Source organism: Arthrobacter sp. JB02-1C, assembly GCF_057748045.1.
The window spans coordinates 1991167-2012017 of sequence record NZ_CM173235.1; the positions used below are offsets into that span (position 1 = coordinate 1991167).

A 20851-nucleotide genomic window follows, 5' to 3' on the forward strand; every position below is an offset into this window, starting at 1 on the left:
GGCGGGGCTCGCCAGTGAGGCCAGGAGCGCGGCGGTGGCCACGGCGGTCAGGGATTTACGCATGGGGGTGCTTCCTCCTAGGTTGGGACCGGCGGTCGGCCGGTGACCCGTCCACCCTAGGGAGGGCAGGTGGACCGCCGGTGAACGGTCCCGGAACGGAGCAGTCCTTCGCCGTGCAGCTTGCCGGTCACGTCGCCAGCCGCAGCAGCTTGCCGTCCGTGACGGCCTGGCGGGACAGCGTCTTGTAGCCTTCCTGCTCGAACAGCACCGTGATGACATCCTCTTCGTGCCGCATGACCAGGCCCGGCCCCCATTCCTTGTGCACGACGGCGGCCTGGAGCGGGAAGGGTTCCCCGCCCCCGGCGGCCGCAGCGCCGTCGTCGTAGTCATGTTCCTGGGCCGAACCGTCCCGGCAGGTGTCGCAGTTGCCGCAGGGCTCCGGGAGGTCCTCGCCGAAGTAGCCCAGCAGGAACTGGCGGCGGCAGCCGTCGGTCTCGGCGTAGCCGCGCATCATCTCGATCCGGGAGCGGTCCACCCGCTGCCGCGCCTCGGCGTGCTCGACGGCGCGTTCCACCACCGCGGGCAGCTTGGCGCTCGACTCCAGCCGGAAGCCGCGTTTGCCGGTGCGGACCGCCCGGGTCTCCTGCAGCTGGTTCAGCAGCCCGGTGAGTTTCCGAGGCGAGAAGCCGGTCTGCTCGGCCAGCGCCTTCTGCTTCAGCGGCCCGTCGGCGGCGCGCAGGGCTTCAAGGACGGCCAGCAGGGCGTCCTCGTCCGGGGCGTGGGTGCCGAAGAATTTGCGCAGTCCCAGGTCCTCGGGCCGGTAGTGGAGCACGGCGGTGGCGGGACCGCCGTCGCGCCCGGCCCGGCCGATCTCCTGGTAGTAGCTGTCCAGCGAGTCGGGGATGTCGGCGTGGACCACGAAGCGGACGTTGGGCTTGTCGATGCCCATGCCGAACGCGGTAGTGGCCACCACCACGTCGAGTCCGTCGTCCAGGAACTGCTCGTGCACGGCGTCCCGCTCGCTTTGCTTCCGGCCGGCGTGGTACGCCGCGGCGCGCAGGCCCAGGGCGGTGAGCTCGGCGGCGTAGGCCTCGGTGTCCTTGCGGGTGGCGGCGTACAGCAGGCCGGGGCCGGTGAGCCCGGCGACCTGCTCGGTCACGGCGCGGCGCTTGTCCTTGTCTGTGAGGTGCCGGACCACGGTGAGGCTGATGTTGGTCCGGTCGAAGCCGTGGACCAACACCAGCGGGTCGGCCATCCGCAGCCGCTGCTGGATTTCGTCGCGCACCGGCGGCGAGGCGGTGGCGGTGAGCCCGACGACGGGCGGGTTGCCCAGCTGGCCGCGGACCTCGCCGAGGCGCAGGTAGTCGGGCCGGAAGTCGTGGCCCCAGGCGGAGACGCAGTGCGCCTCGTCCACCACGAACAGGCACACGTCCAGGGCCGCGAGGCGTGCGACGGTTTCTGCCTTGGCGAGCTGTTCGGGGGCGAGGAAGATGAACGCCGCGTCGCCGCTTTCGGCGGCGGCCCAGGCCTCGTCCAGCTCGGCATCGCTGTGGCCGGAGTTGATGGCGACGGCGGCGTCGTCGCCGAGGGTTTCCCGCAGCCGGTCCAGCTGGTCCTCCTGCAGGGCGATCAGCGGCGAGACGACGACGGCGGGACCGTGCCGTGCGCCGTCCGTTTCCGCCGCGGTCCCGTCCGCATTTTCCTGGCCCGGCTTCCCGTGCAGGTACAGCGCCGCCACCTGGTAGATGGCCGACTTTCCGTAGCCGGTCGGCATCACGGCGAGGACGTCCCGGCCGGACGCCAGGGCCTGCATTCCGGCGAGCTGGCCGGGGCGAAGCCGGGGGAGCGCCAGGGTGTCGGCGGCGACCCGGCGGAGGTCGGCCGCGGGGTCGGGGCCGGTTTCTGCGGCAGCACGCGTCACGTCAGGCGGGACAGAGGAGGTGGAATTCTCGGTCATGGTGGCGGCTCCAGGGAGGTGCGATCCGATGGCCGGGTGTCTTCAGCCGAGGTTCCCAGTTTACGCCTGGGTGCTCAGCTCGCCTTTCGCCCAGGCGAGCGCCAAGGCGGAAATGCTGATGCCGTCACGGATCTGGTCGTCGGCAATCTCCTGACGTATCTGTTGCACATCAATCCATCGCACGGAGGAGTACTCCGCGGCGGCCGGGCTGGCAAGAGCATCGACTCGGATCCGAACGACGTTCACTGCATCCCCGCTCAGGCCACTCTCCGCCCAGATCTGGCCGAGCAGCCGGGTCTCAACGGCGATCAGACCGGTTTCTTCGAGAAGTTCCCGTGCGGCCGTCGATTCCGGGGTTCCGTCCCCGGCGTCGGCCTGCCCGCGCGGCAGTTCCCACAGGTTCCTCCCGATGGCCGGGCGCTCCGCATCAATGAACAAGACCCGCGATCCGTCGACGACGACGGCGACAGCCCCGTCGCCTTCGGAGTTTGACAGGATCCGGTGACGGGTCCACCCCTCTTCATCGCGCGCCTGCACGAAGAGCCGTTCTCCCGGCGAGGTCCAGACGTCGCGCCAGCGGCGGCCCGCCGTCATGCCTTGAACCGGAGGGTGGACTGCAGCTGGGAGCCGGACATGCGGCGTAGGCTGCCCAAGTCCGACCAGGGTGCAGCGAGGAGAGCAGCCACAAGGAAGGCGATGACCGCCCACTCCGGACCGTTTAGGACGATGACCCCCTTGTCGTAAAGCACCACGCCCAGCCCGCCGATGGTGACGACGGCGGTGCGCAGCATCGTCGAGCGCATCCGCCGGGATCGCGACGTCGTGTCACCGGCGATCTCGTCGATGGCGACGACGAGGTCCAACAGCGACCGCCGTCCCGGGTTTCGCAATAGCTCGCCCGAGCCAACAGCATCGAACGCTTGAAGCCGTGAGTACTCGGCGGGCGTGAAGGCAGCGAGGCGGGTGACAACATCGCCGGCGATCGGCAGAGTGTTCGCGACCGAGGACCGCGACCGGCGTCGGAAGCGCGCGCGCATCCGGGCCCGGAATCCCTCCTTGGGGCGCCGCAGTCCCCAGGCGAGCTCGGCAGCCTCGGCGTCGTCGCCACGGATGCCGGAGGGCGACGGCAGCGCGTTAAAGATTGTGAGCAGCCGAAGGTCGTCCCGGTCGCAGATGGCCCGGTTGTACGCAAGGGTCCACCAGCCGAGGGCAGAGCTGCGGTGTACGGCCAAGCCGTCATGCTGCAGGGAGTCCGGCAGCCGCGGCGGGTTCAACAGTTCCATGTGCTCGCCGTCAAGCCACCGGGTTACCAGTGACCGAGTCGTCACGTGGGCACGCTGGCACGGCTCCTCCTGGCCAGAATGCACAACCCCGCACGGAGCGGTTTTACGCCGGTCAGCCTCGTTCGCGTATTCGAGATTTACCAGCGCGGCGACGAGTTCATCCACCTCCGGGAGCTGGTCTGCGTTCGGGGGAAGTTCCGTATCGAGCTCGGGCCCAAGCGGATTAGGACCGAGGCCGGCGCTGCTACGCACCTGGACGCGCCCGTCCCGCATCGCTTCGACCCAGGCGCTCCGGCCGTCCTCCCGGACTTTCTTCGCGACTTCGATATCCCGCGCGGCCCAGAGAGCCTGTGGCACCACCACCGGGTCCGAAACGCGCCACGCCTCATCGAACCTGGCGCCGGAGGACGAATGGGAGCGCTGGCTTGCATCCGAGGCACGTTCGTAGGCTCCGCCGGTCAGGGCGATGAGTGGAGATGAAACCCGGTGCGGGTCGTCACGGATCGCCGCGTGATTGGCCTCGATTGCCGTCACGAGTTCGTCGTCGACGCCCCAGCGTTGCTCTCCGTTGGCGAGTTGCCATGGTCCCGATGGTGTCGAAGCGCTGGATGGCGCCGGCAGCAGTTGCACTTCGATCGGAAGCGGGGCTCCCGGTTCTAATCCAAGGTGCCAGGCCAGGCGCTCCGGAGGCATGGCGATGAAGAAGATCCCCTCAAGGAGCTGGTTGCGGTCGACGACCACCGTGCCGCCGAAGAGTAGCGCGGCGCGCAATACCCCTACGAGCATTTGCCTCGCCTCTGTCGGCCCGACCTGCAACCACAGCTTCGACTGCTCGACCGGGTCCAGGTTGAAGACGCTGATACGGGCGGACAAGCCAGTCTGCCCCTCGGTAGCTAATGCAGACATACATCCCCAATTGATTTTACGAATAAGTACTCGTGCGCTGCAGCGAGTGACTCTGCACTAGCCGTGCTCTGAGCGTAGTCAATCACGGGTGCTTGCTCGGTGTTATTGCGTGCGAGCATCCGGCGAGTTGGGCATGACGTCAGGCAGGCTCGGCGGAAGAGTCGCCCGGTCTAGCGCGAGCGAAACCCGAGCGGCCGCCCGGGTCTGGCAGCTCCGCTAGGGTGCGGCGCGGACGCCGGCCGCGACCTCTGCAGCCGTCAGCGCCTCGCCGAACGCCACTACGGCGGATCGGTACTCAGCAGTGCGGCCGGTTGATCTGGCCTCGTCTGCCGCGTGCATCGCCCTGATCATCGCGGCGGTGGGAGGAAAGGCAGTGTCCGACATCGCGGGAAAGTCGAACTGCAAGTGCGGGTCCACCTCGTAGGCCAGCCAGCGGCTCTTGAGAAGGTCGTGTCGTGCAGCAGCGGCACTGAACGCCTGAGCGTCAACCAACGACAGTGCCGCGAGGCTCCCCGCGGCTACACTGGCGGCCTGCTCCGCTGCCTGGGCCGCGAGGCGCTGGCGTTCGAGCGCCTGGGCAGTGCCCAGCCCGTCGGAGCCTTTAAGCCGGTACTTCAGCACCATGTTGTTCTCGAAGGTCCGGATCTCCTCAGGGGACATACCGTCGAGCTCCGCAGCGCCCTTGGAAGACACATCGTCCGGGCCTTTCCGGCTGGCGATACTGCTGACCGGGACCGGGAAGATGTACCTGCCCGCCAGGATGCCGCCGACCAGGACAGTCCAGAAGATCCAGCGCGGCCAGCCCGCTGACTCCACCGATCCGGCGAGGAAAAAGGCGCCCAACGTGGCTACAGCCTGCCCGGTCGTAAACACCATGCGGGATTTACCGAGCCGCCTCACCTTCCGGTACGTGCCGAGCTGCCTGTCGTGGAAAGAACGGGCCTTCGCGGTCCAATCTTTTACTCGGTTCACCGGTCGCGGCTTTCAGTCATGGTCATGACAATACCGCCGCTCTCGCGCCGTGGCGTTCGTCGTTCACCCGGACAGCGGCGGCGCATCTCAGCCGTACAGGCCGGTGCCAGGTCGATGAGCTGCGACTTCTTGGCCAGCGATGAAGGCGGCATTTAAGACACGCCGTGACGGTCCGGTAGCTCAATCTTTCTCAAAGCTTCAACCAATACCATACACTTCGAGCGTCATCTATCGCACCGCGGAATATGGGAAAAGGAGTGCGCTCGGAACATGGTGTTGGGTCTATCCCGCCAGCCACTACTGAGCGGAGGCCACCTTTTTGGTCTCGTCTCGTCATACTGCCGGTGTACGAGCCAACGTGCGGCTCCGTGAGGTGTTAAACCAGACGCGGCGCCCATCGCTTACTAATTTCCATGGGGAAAAACAATGATTGATCGTTCCACTATTGTCGCGCGCCTGAAAGGGCGCTCTAAGTCTTTTTGGGTCGTGGCAGCGCTGGTGCTGCTCCTAGCCATCCTCTTTGTGGCGTCCGGCGGCCTGGCCGGCGTCTTCGTGATCCTGGGCATTGTGGCCCTGCTTACGGGCTTGTACGCCCTTATCTTCAAGCGTCAATCCTGGGTGGGGCTGCCGCACCGCAAGGCCGCCGGCGTGGTGGCAGCGGCCGGCGTCGTCGTTTTCATGGTGGGCGGTGGCATCGGAGCCGCGACGGCAGGGCCCGGCAGTTTTCCCGAGAAGTCGCCGTCTGCGGCCGCCTCGGTCAAGCCATCTGCCACGCCTACACCCACGCCCTCTCCAACGCCGACTGCCACCAATCCTGTCCGCACGTCATGCCTGACAGCAGCAGCCACCCAGAGCTACCAGGGCGACGCCCTGGTCTGCACCGCGGGTACCGATGGCCGGCTGCTGTGGCTGCCGGAGGCGGAATCAAAGAAGGTCGTCAAAGCAGCCGAGGAGAAGAAAGCTGCTGAGGACAAGGCGGCTGCCGACAAGGCCGCAGCGGAGAAGCTGCTGGCTGACAAGGTGGCGGCCGACAAGCTGGCCGCCGACAAGGCCGCGGCGGACAAAGCTGCTGCCGACGCCGCAACAGCGGAGGCAGCACGTCAGGCGCCGGTTCCGGTAGCTCCCGCGGTTCCCGCTGCTCCCGCTGTGCCCGCCGGTCCCAATGTGGTTCACCCGGGGGCGTTCTGCAGCGGTGGAGTCGGCGTTTCAAGTACCGGTAAGCCGATGATCTGCGCGCCAGCAAAGGATGGAAAGCTTCGCTGGATCTCGGGGTGAAGGGGCGACGCGTCCCATGCGCACACCCCATTTAGATGCAGACACCATTACTGACACACTCCCGACGCTCCGCCTGCGGTTGAAAGCCGACGCCCGGTTGGACACCGCGCGCAGCACCTAGGCTCTTGACCGTGGTTGGGCCCCCGTTAGCAGTCCAGCGTCTATGCGATAGCTAATTGGTTTTCTTGGGTCCAGTTTTCCCAGTAGCGTTTCGGCGTCATGCCGTCCAGGGATCCGTGGGGCCGTTCATGATTGTAGATAGCTTTCCATTCCTCGGCCAAATACTTCGCTTCGGCCATGGTGTCCATGATTTCTCCGGCGAGTTGTTCCCTTCTGAATTGGGCGTTGAAGGATTCGATGAAGCCGTTCTGCCAGGGTGAGCCCGGGTCGATGAATGCGGTGTCGACCCCGGCGGTGTTGCACCACTCGATCAGTGCGGCGGCGGTGAATTCCGGACCGTTGTCGCAGCGGACGTATGTCGGGGAGGTGCCGGTTTCGGCGATGATGTTCTCCAGCACCGCGACCACGTCGGTGGCTTTGAAGGACCGGCGCGGGATGATGGCCAGCGCGGTGCGGGTGTACTCATCGATGACGTTGAAGAACCGGATGTGCCGGCCGCAGGAGGTCACATCGGACTGGAAGTCGAAGCTGACCACGTGCATCGGGTACTCGGCCGTGAGGCGCTTCTGTTCACCGGCGCCGGGCCCGGTGCGGCGCTTCTTCCGCGCCCTGGGTTTACAGACCAGGCCTTCGTCGCGCCAGAGCCGCCGCACCCGCTTCCGGTTCAGCGCCACGCCGTCCCACTCTGGCTGGGCGAGCAGGTGCCAGCGGGCCTTCCGCCAGCCCCACGCGGGGTGCTGCCCGGCGACGGTGCGCAGGGCTGCGCGGAGCCGGGCTTCCTCAAAGCCCATGTCGGGTTTCTTCTTGCGGAACGCTGACCGGTTCTGGCCCAGTAGCGCGCACGCGAAGCGTTCGGACGCCCCGAACTTCTCCACCGCCATGCGCACGGCACGGCGGCGGGGTTCGGGGCTCAGAATTTTCCCTTGGCCACCTCGTTCAGGATGTCGATGGCCAGTTCCTTCTCCGCCAGCAGCCGCTTGAGCCGGGCGTTCTCCTTCTCCAGCTCCTTGGTCCGTTTGGACGCCTCGGCGTTCTTCTCGGACCCGTACTGGTTCAACCAGCGGTACCAGGTCGCCTCGGTGATTTGGAGCTCCTTGATGACTTCGACCATAGGGCGCCCGTCGTTGAGCATCTTCTGGCCCTGCCGGACCTTGGCGATGACCTGCTCGGGGGTATGTCTGCGTGCCATGATTCGTGAATTTCCTCCTGTGTCCATTCTCGGACACGAAACTCACACAAACACTGGACTCCTACCCGGGGACCCAACCAACCGCGTTCTCGACGCGTTCGCGGTTGCGTCGGAGTAGCCGACCAAGCCGTTGACCACCCAGGAATCAGTGGCCGGGAGAGGCCGGCTTGCCTGGCGAAGTCGCGGATGGTGACCATTGTTCCTCCTCTCTGAGGGCGCCTACGGGTGCTGGCTTGCTTGTTGTTTGGCGCATTACGCAAACGGTTTCGTTCGCGCAGGATCGACCGTAAGTGGTGGGCGAGGGATCGCGTTTGCGCTTCCTAAACGGGGGTGGGCTCCCTGCACCCAACGGGAGACGACCCGAACGACTGGCAGATGGGTCCTGCTCGGAGCTGGTGACTTCGAGGAAAGCTGCTACCGACACCCTTTTAACCTCTGTTTAAAACCGACCGCCGCAGCTCCAGCGCAATGCACAGCGCAGGCACCGCCAACCCCAAGGTTGGCTTCTGCGCCATCAACCCGAACGGGGCCCTGTTCGGGTGGCACAGGAAAACGGAGAAGACCACACCGGCCGTCGAAATTCGCAAGCCGCTCGGCATCGATGCCCCCGCCCGCTAATGGCCGGTACGGCGCTCTTCCTGTCCGGCCGAGGCGACTTCGACCTCATGCTCGCGATGTGCCACAACCAGGGCCCGGGCCCGCGAAGCTCTGGGGTATCGAGGCGGCGTCCGCATCATCGTGCGCTACCGGTCAAATTCGCACCTAGACATAGCGGGCAAGAGCGTCATAGACGTGCACAGCATTGTCGACGCCTGGGGCCAGGCCAAGTGGGTGTTCCCGTGCCCGGCGCTGCAGGGGTAGACGTTTCCACGCAAAAAGGGGCGGCCACCCAGTGGGCTACCCCCGCCGCCGGATTTTTCATCACAGTCCGAGAGCCTTATCTAGCCAGCAAGTCCAACGCGTGCGCCGTGGGGAAGAATGAACCGCATGAAAACAGACTTTCCGACACCGGTCATGAAGCTCCCGCTGATCATGCAGAGCGCCTCCGATGAGCTCCAACAGTCCCTTGCCAAGATCAGGACGTCCATAGGGCATAACCTCTCGATCGGCGAGTCCGCAGAGGAGTCCCTTCGACGCTTCCTACGCGCGCACCTCCCTGAATCGATCGGGGTTGCCAAAGGCGAGATCATTGATAGCAGTGGACAGACATCACGCCAGATTGACGTAATTCTTTATGATCTGGCCAGGACGCCAGTCCTATTCAAGAGCGACGAGCACAACTACCGGATTGTCCCGGTGGAAGGGGTAATCGGTGTCGTCGAGGTGAAGGCGAGCATTTCAGCCAGCGCCATGTACAGCGTGATCGCAAACATGCAGAGCGTCAAAAACCTGAAGAAACGCGCCACGTATGCCGTACCAGACGGTTACGCATCCTCCGCCAAGAGCTTCAACCTCTACGGCGAGGCACTAGCCCACTTCCCCATCATTTACAGTCTGTTCGCCTTCGAATCGTCCTCTGCGGAGAACATGCACGGTGCGTTCAAGTCTTTGAACGACTCGCTCCCCGTCAAAAGACGTATTGACAACGCCTGCCTCCTCGACACAGGGGTGATTCTCAATAGAGACAGCAACGAAGTTATCCATGCCGTTCCGGCACCCGGCACACACTCGGTGATCTCGGCCACAAGCAACAAACTCCTTTTTTGGTTCCTCATGAACTCGTCGCTTTGGCTCCAAGCAGAGACGCAGCCGATCAACATGGTCCACTATCTAGGAGAAGAATTCGCCTTCTGACGGGCATGTGTGGCGCCCCGCTCACGGTTGGGCCCAGATCAACGAACCAGACCGGCCATAGGCAGCGGCAAGTTCATCCGCGCCCGTCGTATCTCCTTCAGGCACTCCTAGAAGATCAAGAAAGCGACACATGCCTTACCCGACCAAAGGCTTGCCGCTGGGTTCTTCCGTACAGACCGACGAGGTCGAAGCGGCCCGTGTAAGGCCTCTTCTGGAGTGTAGTTCGGGGTTATGCCGTTACCGAGGGGCACCTCTACATAACCGTCGCCCTACCAACGGTCCGCGAAGTCGTAGTTCAGACGATTCATCGTCCATGGAGCTCCTCCTCGCCGATTATTGCCCCCGCCCACGAGAGCCACGGAACCCAGATTAGTTGGCGGCATGAAGTAGCAGCTTTTTCTTAGCTGTATATTCTCCCAGGGCGACCGGTGAAGCTTGGGGAAACGGGACTGCAGAATTAGTCGCCGAGGGCGATGAACGGGTGATCTTACGTCTATTGAACGTCAGGCCGGTTCTTTCCGGACACGTACGCTAATAGCTGCGATGGAGGATCTCTCCCGCGCTTTGAGTCGGCAGACCTTCGCTAATTCTAGCCTTCTGAGGCAGGGAAGGCGAGAGCATAGGCGCATCGCGGAAGACCTGTGAAATCAGCGATGACTGCTCGCTGTTCCTACAGGCGCTTGAAATTGTCGGCCCCGGCAAGGGGTGGGTCATGATTGCCGTAGGCCGTCCGTCCGCTAGCCTGGCGAAGTGACTGATTTCATTGGGGGAGTGGCAGCGGAGCAGCTGCCCGAGGGCTTGTACGAACTTCTCAACACGGACGCACTTGGCAAGCAGCTGCACAGCGGGGCAGATCTTCAACCAGTCTTCGCAGAGGTTGAAGACGAAGACTCCCCGGACATCCTCTCCCGCCACGTAGCCGACGCCGTCCGGCGGGCCCTCGCCGCAGCCAAGCCAACCGACCGCGTAGCCCTCGCGAACAGGCTCCTCGAGGAACTGAGCACAGGAGACCGCATCGCCCCTGGTCCTACGCAGCTCCAGTCGCTTCACCGGCCAGACACGCTCAAACGGCGCAACCTTCGCCGCCCTACCACCAAGCTGAGCGACTCGGCCCTGCTCACCAACAGCAAGGACGATCCCAACCTCGCCGCGGAACTCAGGACCGAGATCGAGTCTGCCAACACAGTGGACCTGCTCTGTGCCTTTGTCCGCTGGACCGGTCTCAGGCTTCTCGAACCCGCACTCGCGCAGCTCAAGGAACGTGGGGCCAAACTCCGGGTCATCACCACCACTTATATGGGTGCCACCGAGCGTCGCGCCATCGACGAACTCGTCCACCGCTACGGCGCGGAAGTGAAGATCAACTACGAAACCCAGGCCACACGCCTCCACGCCAAGGCCTGGCTGTTCCGCCGTAACACAGGCTTCGACACCGCCTACGTCGGCAGTTCCAACCTCAGCCAGGCCGCCCTCCTGGATGGCCTGGAATGGAACGTCCGGCTCAGCTCCGTCGGCACGCCCGCACTCCTAAACAAGTTCGAAGTCACTTTCGACAGCTACTGGGAACAGCGGGCCTTCCAAAGGTACGACCCCGAACGCGACGGCGAGAAGCTGGACGCCGCGCTGGAACGCAACGGCGGCCGCCGTACAGCCATCCCCGGCGCAGCGACCGGCCTGGAACTCCAGCCCTTTCTGCACCAAGAGGAGATGCTTGAAGACCTCGAAGCCGAGCGGCTCAAGGGCTTCAACAACAATCTGCTGGTCGCCGCCACCGGCACCGGCAAGACCGTCATCGCGGCGCTGGATTACAAGCGGCTCCGCGAAGCCGCCGGCAACGACCTCAAGCTGCTCTTCGTCGCCCACCGCCAGGAAATCCTCAAGCAGGCCATGCGCACCTACCGCGACGTCATGCAGGACGGCGCCTTCGGCGAACTCTACGTCGGGGAGCACAAGCCTCGTCAGTGGAAGCACATCTTCGCCTCGGTCCAGTCGCTCTCGTCCCTCGGCATTGACAAGCTGGAACCGGACTTCTTCGACGTCGTCGTGATCGATGAGTTCCACCATGCCATGGCGCCCACCTACCGCCGGCTGCTGGACCACCTGCAGCCGCAGCAGCTCCTCGGGCTGACCGCGACGCCGGAACGCGGCGACGGCGTCGACGTCGCCCAGCAGTTCTTCGACGGCCGCACCGCCAGCGAACTGCGCCTTTGGGATGCCCTGGACGCGGATCTGCTGGTGCCGTTCCACTACTTCGGCGTCTCCGACGACGTCGACCTCAGCCAGCTGGAATGGAAGCGCGGCAACTACGACACCGCGCAGCTGAACAACCTCTACACCGGCAACGACGCCCGCGCCGCCAAGGTGATCCGCGAACTCCGCGACAAGGTCACCAGCACCGAGCAGATGCGGGCCATCGGCTTCTGCGTCTCGGTCCAGCACGCCCACTACATGGCCGAGGTCTTCAACCGCTCCGGTATCGCCTCCGTCGCCGTCGACGGCAGCACCGACGACGCCGACCGCGCGGCGGCGCTGAAGCGGCTCGCCACACGTGAGATCAACTGCATCTTCGCCGTCGACCTCTTCAACGAAGGCCTGGACCTTCCGCACGTGGACACCATCCTGATGCTCCGGCCGACTCAGAGCGCCACGATCTTCCTCCAGCAACTGGGCCGCGGGCTGCGCCGCGCAGAGGGCAAGGCGGTGCTGACCGTTCTTGACTTCATCGGCCAGCAGCGCCGTGAGTTCCGCTTCGATCTGCGCTACGGGGCCCTGACCGGTTACGGGCGCAAGGAGCTGGAGAGGGCTGTCGAGGATGAGTTCCCCTACCTGCCCTCGGGCTCCCAGATCGTGCTGGACCGGGTGGCGCAGAAAGTCGTGCTGGACAACATCAAGGCGCAGCTGCGGTTCAACCGGGCCCAGCTGGTCCGGGACATCGCCTCGTACGCGGAGACGGAACTGGACGCCTACCTGGAGCGGTCCGGAAACGACGTGAAGTCGATCTACCGGTCCACCAGGGATTCGTGGACCGGCTACCTGCGCCAGGCCGGGCTGATCGAGGGGTTCTCGCCGCTGGAGGAGGTGCTCAGCGGGAGGATCAGGGAGCTCTCCGACGCCGACGAGAAGAAGCTCCTCGGCCGGATGGCCGCGCTGATCCACGTGGATGATCCGGAACGCGCCGAAGCCTATTCGATGCTCGTCGGCGTCGACGCGCCACGCTATGCGGACCTCGGCATGCGCGAGCAGACGTTCGCCCGTATGCTCTTCTACACGCTCTGGGACGACGGCGGCGGTTTCCGGTCGTACGACGCCGGCCTGGACTACCTGCGGGGCTACCAGTTTGTCTGCAGCGAAATCCGCCAGGTCGTAAAGCTCGGCGTGGCAGCCTCCAAGCATGCAGCCAAGGGTCTCGGCGCGGGGCTGCAGCACGTTCCGCTGCTCTCGCATGCAACCTACCGGCGCGAAGAAGTCCTGGCGGCGCTGCAGTACGGGTCGCTGGAGCTCGGCAAGAACGTCCAGCACCGTGAGGGCGTTGCCTGGTGCCAGGCCACGGCCACGGACGCCTTCTTTGTCACGCTCAACAAGGACGACAAGAAGCACTCGGCCACGACGATGTACAAGGACTACGCCATCAGCCCGGAGCTGTTCCACTGGGAGTCGCAGAACGCGACTTCGCCCGCGAGCCCGACGGGCAAGCGTTACCTCGACCGGACCGCGCACGGCTCGAAGGTCCTAATCTTCACACGGGACACGTCAGAGGATGAGACCGGGCTGACCGTTCCGTACACGTGCCTCGGGCAGGTGGACTATGTGCAACATGCCGGGGAGAAGCCGATTGCGATCACCTGGAGGCTGCACCGACCGATGCCGGCGGATGTGTTTGCGACGGCGGCTGCGGTGGCGCAGTAAGGCGCTGACTTGTAGGAGGGCTTCCCGTGCTTGAGTGCTCGGCAGGGGACGCGTGTGGACAAAAACGAGCTCCAGATTGGCCCTAGTCAGCGTTGTGTACAGCCGCCCGTCGGATCCCGAGTTGGCTCGGAACGTGGGCGGCTCGACGACCACGACCGCGTCAAATTCGAGGCCAGACTCTGCCACTGCCGGGCCGGCGCCGGTTTCCTTGCGCTCGGCGATGGCGATCCAGCGCATCAGCGTAGTGACTGAACGCCCGAAATCCTTCGCAATCTGCGCCAGCGGCGCCTCGCTCTTGCGGACCACATCAAAAACGTCCTGGAGGAACCTCGCCCCATAAGCCGTGGGCATGGTCAACATCCTTCCGCGAGCACCAGCTGGTGAGATCAAGGAGTCAGCAGAACCGGGGGAAATCCCAATGACGGACTTCCTAGATCGCAACGACATGACCTCATCCTTGACGGCTGTGAAATCTGATCTGGCGTCAACGTACGCCCGCCCGGTCGGCGTCTATCACGCTGAGGTTTCATGGCCACTGTCTGCAATTTCTCAGACGTGAAAGGCCGTAGGTGCGACACGGGTTCGCCAGACGCTAGTGTCTAATCTCTTTGAGAGAATGGTGAGCATGATGGGGACGATGATGAGCGGGAGCACGATGGCGGACACGCAGCATATTAAGTCCCGGGAACGAGTACGCGACCTCGGCGAGGTCTATACCCAGCCACGGGAGGTAAACGCGATGCTCGATCTCATCCCGGACGCTTTCACTGAAATTGATACTCGCTTCCTCGAACCTGCCGCAGGCAACGGGAACTTCCTCGTCGCGATCTTGGACCGCAAAATCGCCGCAATCGACGAGAAGAAGCACGGCGGAAGCAAGTATTGGTTCGAGTTTGCGTTGCTACGCTGCGTCGCCTCGACTTACGGCATCGACATTAGCGATGAGAACGTCGATGAGTCGCGTGAGCGGATGACCGCCCTCATTGACGTCGCCCACGTCTTCCGCGGAGAGCCGTCAACCTCTGACTTCGCACCTGCTGTCGAAGCAATCCTCGCGACGAACGTCGTCGTCGGCGACTCGCTGAATGGCGCTGATCAGATCGTCTTCGTCGAGTACACGCCACTGCCGGGTGAGCGATTCCAGCGTGTTTCGTCTGAGCTGGAACAGCCGGAGATGGATCTGTTCTACGAGCCTCCGATGGTGCTGCCGACGGTTCACTACTCGGAGTTGGGGGCATGACCGGCGAGGTAACCGCGTCAGCACGTAACGAGCGGCACGACGAGTATGTTCCTGATGTGCTGGAGACGCTGGCCCAGTTGCCGAATGACGACATTTACACGCCACCGAAAGTCGTCACCGCGATGCTCGACATCCTGCCCCAGCACGTCTGGGCTGAGCCGCATTACACCTGGCTGGACCCCGGAACAAAGTCCGGCATCTACCTCCGCGAAGCCTACAAACGACTCATGATCGGCCTCTCCGAATGGGAGCAGGATGGTAAGAAGCGCCGACAGCACATCCTGGAAAACATGCTGTACGGTGCCGCGACGACGCAGATTAACGGTGAGATCGCCCGCCGCACCCTCTACCAAACGAAGAACGCCACTGGCGCCGAGGTGAGGGATCCGGCGCTGACCGACCTCGTCGTTCACCTTGACTCTCCAGACGGGAACATCCCATTTGTAGAGACCGAGCATACGCTTAACGCTCATGGAAAATACGCAGGGTTGAAGTGTGAGCTATGCGGCGCGCCGGCTGCGCTTATTAGGAACCAGCGTGAGTCATTTGCGTACTCGTTTATCCATGGAACTTACCCCACGAAGGAGGTGGCCGACATGCAGTTTGACGTCATCGTCGGAAATCCGCCCTACCAGATCGGCGTCGAGGGAAATACTCGCACCAAGCCGCTTTACAACCTGTTCGTGGAGCGAGCGATAGCACTCAACCCACGCTATCTGGTGATGATTACTCCGTCACGTTGGTTCACAGGAGGGCTCGGGCTTGATCAGTTTCGCCGCCGGATGCTTGCAGACAGGCGCATCCGAATCCTGGTCGACAATCCGAAGTTGTTCGACGTTTTTCCCCAGGCAGAAATCAAGGGAGGAGTGTCCTATTTTCTTTGGGAACGTGCGTATAACGGGGATTGCGAGTTTAACACCCGTATCGATGGCCACATAAGCTCAACGCTCACCAGAGATCTGCGGAAAGGTAAGGGAGTCCTCGTTCGAAGCAACGAGGCCGAGCGCATAATCGAAAAAGTTCTCGCTAAGAGAGAGCGCTCCATTGAGCACCGAATTTCCTCGCAGAAGCCATTCGGCTTGCTCAGCAACTTTTCTGATTTCACAAATGAACCAGAAGAGCTCGCCCTTCGGCTTTGGAAGCGTGACCGCGCAGATGCATACATCCGAAGAGGACAGGTACAGCAGGGGCTGCATCTTATCGACAAGTGGAAGGTGATTACGCCAGAGGCGGGGGACGGACATGGACGCGTGCCAGCGTTGGTGACCGGAAACCCGTTTGTCACTGAACCGGGGAGCGTTTGCACACAAACCTTTCTCGTCGCAGGGACGCATCCAGATAGGGAGTCAGCTGAGCGTTTTGCTGCCTACCTTAGAACCAAGTTCGTGCGATTCCTGGTACACGCGCGCAAGGCCTCTCAACACACAACATCTGACACCTACGCCTTTGTTCCAGACATCGAGATGAACCGTGTTTGGACTGATCAGCAACTATTTGAGCGATATGAACTTACCCGAGAGGAACAGGAGTTTATCGAATCTCAGATCAGGCCGCTTGGTGTCACCGACAACGTCGATATCAACGACGCTGAAGAGGTCGGTGACGACGAGTGACGAGCTACATCTACGCCTACACGCACTCAGGGAATGCGAAAGCATGGCGGCGTGCGAGCGGGCAGAAAGGTGACGCCTGGATCAAGGTCGGTCAGACCGTTAAGCCGGGGATTGACCGGGTTCGGCAGCAGGTCGGCACCGCGTTCCCAGGTCTCCAGGGCGTCGACGTCCTGTTCCACTCGGAGCTCGCGGCGAGGCCAGACGGCAGCGTTTTCAGCGATCACGATGTGCACCGCGTGCTTACCGGGGCCGGGATTGTCAACCCAGGCGGCGAGTGGTTCGAGGCGACAGAAACCGAGGTCTGGGCTGCGATCCGATCGTTGCAGCGCGGACTGCCCTTCGACCCGAGCCGCGTCCAGGATTTTAAGTCGAGACCTGAGCAGAAGCGAGCGGTCGAGCAGACCGCTGCATTCTTTCGGGCGCACCCCGAGGGAGCACCGAAATTCCTGTGGAACGCCAAGATGCGCTTTGGTAAGACCTTCACCACCTACAAACTTGCGAACGAGATGGGCTGGACGAAGCTGCTCATCCTAACTTACAAGCCGGCGGTGCGAAGCGCATGGCGTGACGACCTGCTCAGCCATGTCGATTTCATCGACTGGCAGTACGTCGACCGGGACACACCTCCCTCCGAGGCGGATGTAATGATCGACAGCGGCCGTTCGACGGCTTGGTTCGCATCATTCCAGGATCTCATCGGGCGTGATGACGCAGGCAAGCCCAAGGAGCGAAACGAGACCATTCACCTGGTCGACTGGGACTGCATCGTCATCGACGAATTCCATTTCGGTGCCTCCACCGCGTCGGCACGCGAGGTGTACGACCCTCAGGACAAGGCCGAAGCGGCGCTTGCCCAGATGTTCATGAAGGCCGCAGACGAGTCCAGTGACACCGATGCCGATGTCGTTCCCGAACTCGACTACGGGCTGAAGACCAAATTTCATCTGCATCTGTCAGGCACCCCTTTCAAGGCGATCACGAACGGTGACTACGACGAGTCCGAGGTCTTCAACTGGACATACATCGACGAGCAACGCGAGAAGGAAAATTGGGTTGCGGCAAAGGGCCCCAATCCTTACGCCGAGTTGCCTCAGATGCGGATGTACACCTACGCGATGGGCACGCCCGCAGACGAGTGGGCGGGGGACGGCGAGTTCGACGGTTTCGACTTGAATACCTATTTCAAGGCTAAGAAGGTCGAGGATGGTCATGTCTTCGTGAAGCCCGATTATGTTGCGTCGTTTCTCGATCTCATCCGCGGCAAGAAGGCGTTGCCGGAGAAAGTCATCGACTCGGGAGAGTCGAACGCGCAGTTTCCCTATGAGGCTGCCGACTTCAAAGACGCGGTGAGACACTCAGTCTGGTATCTCCAGGACGTCGCAGCGTGCGAAGCGATGGCCGCGCTGTTGCGGAAAGATCCCTTCTTCTCCGCTTATGAAATCTACGTCGCTGCCGGGGCGAAGGCGAAGACCGGCGCAAAAGCACTAGGGCCTTTGCAAGCCGCGATCCGCCGCGCGGACGAGTCAGGGAAGTCCGGTTCAATTACCCTCTCCTGCGGGAAGCTGATGACCGGGGTTACCGTGCCGGAATGGTCGTCTATCTTCATGCTCCGCTCGCTGAAGGCTCCCGAATCCTATTTTCAGGCCGCGTTCCGGGTCCAGTCGCCATGGAGGACGGATGGTGAAATTAGGAAGCACACCGCCTACGTGTTCGAGTTCGACCCAAACCGGGCACTGTCGCTCGTTTCGCTTTACGGCACGGAGTTGGCAAACAACTCCGCTGATAGGACAGCGACGCAGGAATCGGTGCTCGGGGAGCTGATCAACTTCCTACCGATCTTCGCGATCGACGGTGGGCAGATGGAACAGCTCGACGTGCAGGCGATTCTTCAGTGGGCACACGGCGGCATCGGCGCGAACGCACTCGCACGTCGTTGGCGTTCCGTGGACCTCTACAACCTCAACGGCGTCACCATGGACCGGTTGCTCCAAGATGCGGACCTACTTGCCGAGTTGGAGCAGATAGAGGACTTCCGGGCCATCCGTGAGGAGGCCGAGAAAATCGTCACCGCGTCGAAGAAGCTCTCTGCGGTAAAGCGGGCCGGTGGCGGTGCCGACGAGCAGCGGAAGCCAAAGAAGGAGATCGCGGAGAAGAGGAGGAACATCCGTGAGAAGCTCAAGAAAGTCTCAGCGAAGGTGCTGATCTTCATGTACCTCACGGACTTCCGTGAGGAGCGCCTGGCGCACGTCATCGAGTCTCTCGATACTGAACTTTTCCTCCGAGCAACTGGCCTCTCGCTGGGCTCCTACGGGAAGCTTACGGACATCGGCGTCATCGACGTTGGCAATATGACTGACGCTATCCAGAAGTTTCGATACTTTGAGAAGAAGAGCATCGAAAACCTGATTCGGTCTCAGGTAGCCGATGCTTGAAGAAGTGAAGCTGTTTAAAGAGGAAGGTGGTTAATCCCCCCTTACTGTCGGTCGAGTTGATGGGGCGGCCCCGGGCGAAGTGGTCCGTTCAAGCGGTCTTTGGTAGTTCTCGCCCGCCCAATGGTGCTCCTACCCAAGTCAATAGCGGAAGGTATCACTGGTTAGCTGTGGCTCAACGGGTTCTGGCCCGACCCGACGACGGATGAGGACGCGGAGCCTAGTTGGCTGGTGACCCCAATGATCCTCACCCAGGCCGTTCACGAAGCGGTGGCTCACATTCACTAGGGACGCCGCCTCGTTATGCCAGAGGACCGGCAGGATCGATGGCTGGTCCCGACGATGACCGAGCGGAACCAGGTAGACAGACAACCCGACCCGGCCTCATCCATCTGCCGGGCAAGGCCCCACACTGACTAGGAGCGCCGAATCCTGGTCAGTCAGCATGCCGAGCTCCGCCAGATCACCTCTGTTAGCGGCCATGAAAAACTGCCCATGGGCGGCCACGAAAGTGCCCACTGACGGCCAGTAGAACTGCCCGACGGTGGCCATGAGATCTGCCCACTTCCTTACTGAACCGACCGCGTCTTAACCTTGATCCACCGATGAGGGTGGGATCGGGTCCGGCGTTTTAAACACGAAATGCCCGTCTTTCGGGGGAAAATTGGCTTACCACAGTCAAAATTTCCGTACCGGAAGAGGACATCTCGTAGATGCAAGTTTCCCATAAGCCGTCCGCGGTGTCAGTTTCCTTCGACGAGCCGAATCTCGTGTCGGCGGCTGGGCTGCTGCCGGTGATGACGCTGGCCCGTGACGCCGGCCTGAACGAGCTGGTCGATGAGTGGCTGACGGTCCCGACGGACAAGGGTGCGAACGCCGGGCTGAAGGTTGCGTCCCTGGTCGCCGGGATGGTCGCCGGCGCGGACTCGATTGATGACATGGCCGTGCTGCGCCACGGCGGGATGAAACGGCTCTTCACCGCCTGTTACGCGCCCTCCACGCTGGGCTCGTTCCTGCGCGCCTTCACGTTCGGGCACGTCCGGCAGCTGGACGCGGTCGCGTCGCGTTTCCTGACCAGCCTGGCATCCCGGGCCCCGCTGCTCGGGCGTCCCGGCCCGGAGGACTTCGTGTTCGTGGATGTCGATGACACGATCATCGAGGTCCACGGCTACGCCAAGCAGGGCTCCGGTTACGGGTACTCCGGGGTCCGCGGGCTGAACACCCTGCTGGCCATAGTCTCCACGAAAGACACCGCCCCGGTAATCGCCGCCCAGCGGCTGCGTAAGGGCGCGGCGAACTCGGCCCGCGGAGCCAAACGGCTGATCACCGACGCCCTGTCCACCCTCAAGCGCGTCCACGCCGGCGGGCGGGTGCTCTGCCGTTTCGATTCGGCCTTCTACGGCCATGCCGCGGTTTCCGCGGCCCTCGCCGGCGGAGCGGCCGTCTCGGTGACCGTGCGCATGGACCCGGCCATCAAACGCGCCATCGCCGGGATCCCTGAAACGGCATGGAAAACCATCGAATACACCGACGCGGTCTTCGACGAGACCACCAACACCTGGGTCTCAAAGGCCGAAGTCGCCGAGACCGCCTTCACCGCGTTCAGCTCACGCAAAAAGGCCGAGCAGATCGCCGGCCGCCTGGTCGTGCGCCGCATCCCCGAACTCAACACGAAAGCCAGCGACGGGCAGGAAACCCTGTTCGAAACCCACCGGCACCACGCCTTCTTCACCACCGTCCGCGCCGACGTCCTGGACACCGTCGCGGCGGACAAGATCCACCGGAAACACGCCATCATCGAGCAGGTCAACGCCGATCTGAAGGACAGCGCCCTGGCACATATGCCCTCAAGCGTTTTTGCCGCGAACTCGGCCTGGCTCGTTGCCGCGGTCATGGCCTACAACCTCACCCGTACCGCCGGGATCCTCGCCGCCGGGCCCTTCCGCAAAGCCCGGACCGGCACGGTCCGCCGCAAACTCATCCACGTCCCTGCCCGCATCGCCACCAGCGCCCGGAAAATCCGGCTTCACCTGCCCGAAGCCTGGCCCTGGCAAACACCATGGCAGGACCTGTTCGACCAGCTCTACCCGCCGCCGCAAGCCGCCTGACCCCCGTCCGCCCCGCCACACGGCGCAACCAGGACCACCAGTGGAACACCGAAGGGCAG

General features: G+C 63.1%; 13 protein-coding genes and 1 pseudogene. 8 read left to right on the forward strand and 6 right to left on the reverse strand.

Annotated features, from left to right (window positions below; all coding sequences use genetic code 11):
- Positions 1-187: 187 nt before the first annotated feature.
- The 4 genes from AC3ANP_RS09610 to AC3ANP_RS09625 form a co-directional block, all read right to left on the reverse strand.
- A complete protein-coding gene (locus AC3ANP_RS09610) occupies positions 188-1957 on the reverse strand; it encodes a RecQ family ATP-dependent DNA helicase (RefSeq protein ID WP_488329967.1) in 1770 nt (589 codons plus the stop codon).
- Positions 1958-2017: 60 nt separating this feature from the next.
- Positions 2018-2551 (reverse strand): NUDIX hydrolase, encoded by a 534-nt coding sequence (locus tag AC3ANP_RS09615; protein WP_488329968.1) that lies wholly within the window; start codon positions 2549-2551, stop codon positions 2018-2020.
- Entirely contained in the window at positions 2548-4146 is a 1599-nt protein-coding gene (locus tag AC3ANP_RS09620) for a hypothetical protein (protein ID WP_488329969.1), read from the reverse strand. The genes AC3ANP_RS09615 and AC3ANP_RS09620 overlap by 4 nt, the downstream gene beginning before the upstream one ends.
- A 216-nt stretch (positions 4147-4362) precedes the next feature.
- Entirely contained in the window at positions 4363-5022 is a 660-nt protein-coding gene (locus AC3ANP_RS09625) for a hypothetical protein (protein WP_488329970.1), read from the reverse strand.
- Between the two features lie 582 nt (positions 5023-5604).
- Between AC3ANP_RS09625 and AC3ANP_RS09630 the strand changes: the two genes are divergently transcribed.
- Entirely contained in the window at positions 5605-6393 is a 789-nt protein-coding gene (locus tag AC3ANP_RS09630) for a hypothetical protein (protein ID WP_488329971.1), read from the forward strand.
- 161 nt (positions 6394-6554) lie between these two features.
- Here the strand turns inward: AC3ANP_RS09630 and AC3ANP_RS09635 are convergent.
- A protein-coding gene (locus AC3ANP_RS09635; RefSeq protein ID WP_488329972.1) for an IS3 family transposase occupies positions 6555-7702 on the reverse strand; the annotation gives its coding sequence in 2 pieces (ribosomal slippage) (positions 6555-7429 and positions 7429-7702; 1149 coding nt in all).
- 468 nt (positions 7703-8170) lie between these two features.
- On the opposite strand from AC3ANP_RS09635, the gene AC3ANP_RS09640 reads away from it, so the two are divergent.
- From AC3ANP_RS09640 to AC3ANP_RS09650, 3 genes are all read left to right on the forward strand, one after another.
- Positions 8171-8320 carry a hypothetical protein gene (locus AC3ANP_RS09640; RefSeq protein ID WP_488329973.1) on the forward strand — a complete coding sequence of 50 codons (150 nt, stop codon included), beginning with the start codon at positions 8171-8173 and terminating at the stop codon, positions 8318-8320.
- Positions 8321-8689: 369 nt separating this feature from the next.
- Positions 8690-9496, forward strand: a complete 807-nt coding sequence (locus AC3ANP_RS09645; RefSeq protein ID WP_488329974.1) for a DUF6602 domain-containing protein — start codon at positions 8690-8692, stop codon at positions 9494-9496.
- Positions 9497-10282: 786 nt separating this feature from the next.
- Positions 10283-13402: a DEAD/DEAH box helicase gene (locus AC3ANP_RS09650; RefSeq protein ID WP_488333013.1), complete on the forward strand. Its 3120-nt coding sequence runs from the start codon at positions 10283-10285 to the stop codon at positions 13400-13402.
- 174 nt (positions 13403-13576) lie between these two features.
- On the opposite strand, the pseudogene AC3ANP_RS09655 reads toward AC3ANP_RS09650, so the two are convergent.
- Positions 13577-13753 (reverse strand): annotated as a pseudogene (locus AC3ANP_RS09655) (IS3 family transposase); the annotation flags it as partial.
- A gap of 274 nt (positions 13754-14027) precedes the next feature.
- Here AC3ANP_RS09655 and AC3ANP_RS09660 point away from each other — a divergent pair.
- The 4 genes from AC3ANP_RS09660 to AC3ANP_RS09675 all read left to right on the forward strand — a co-directional run bounded on the left by AC3ANP_RS09660 (position 14028) and on the right by AC3ANP_RS09675 (position 20792).
- On the forward strand, positions 14028-14642 hold the full coding sequence (locus AC3ANP_RS09660) for a hypothetical protein (RefSeq protein ID WP_488329975.1): 615 nt from the start codon (positions 14028-14030) through the stop codon (positions 14640-14642).
- Entirely contained in the window at positions 14639-16255 is a 1617-nt protein-coding gene (locus tag AC3ANP_RS09665) for an Eco57I restriction-modification methylase domain-containing protein (RefSeq protein WP_488329976.1), read from the forward strand. Before AC3ANP_RS09660 ends, AC3ANP_RS09665 begins: the two co-directional genes overlap by 4 nt.
- A complete protein-coding gene (locus AC3ANP_RS09670; protein WP_488329977.1) occupies positions 16252-18687 on the forward strand; it encodes a hypothetical protein in 2436 nt (811 codons plus the stop codon). Before AC3ANP_RS09665 ends, AC3ANP_RS09670 begins: the two co-directional genes overlap by 4 nt.
- Positions 18688-19397: 710 nt before the next feature.
- Positions 19398-20792: an IS1380 family transposase gene (locus AC3ANP_RS09675; RefSeq protein ID WP_488329978.1), complete on the forward strand. Its 1395-nt coding sequence runs from the start codon at positions 19398-19400 to the stop codon at positions 20790-20792.
- Positions 20793-20851 lie beyond the last annotated feature (59 nt).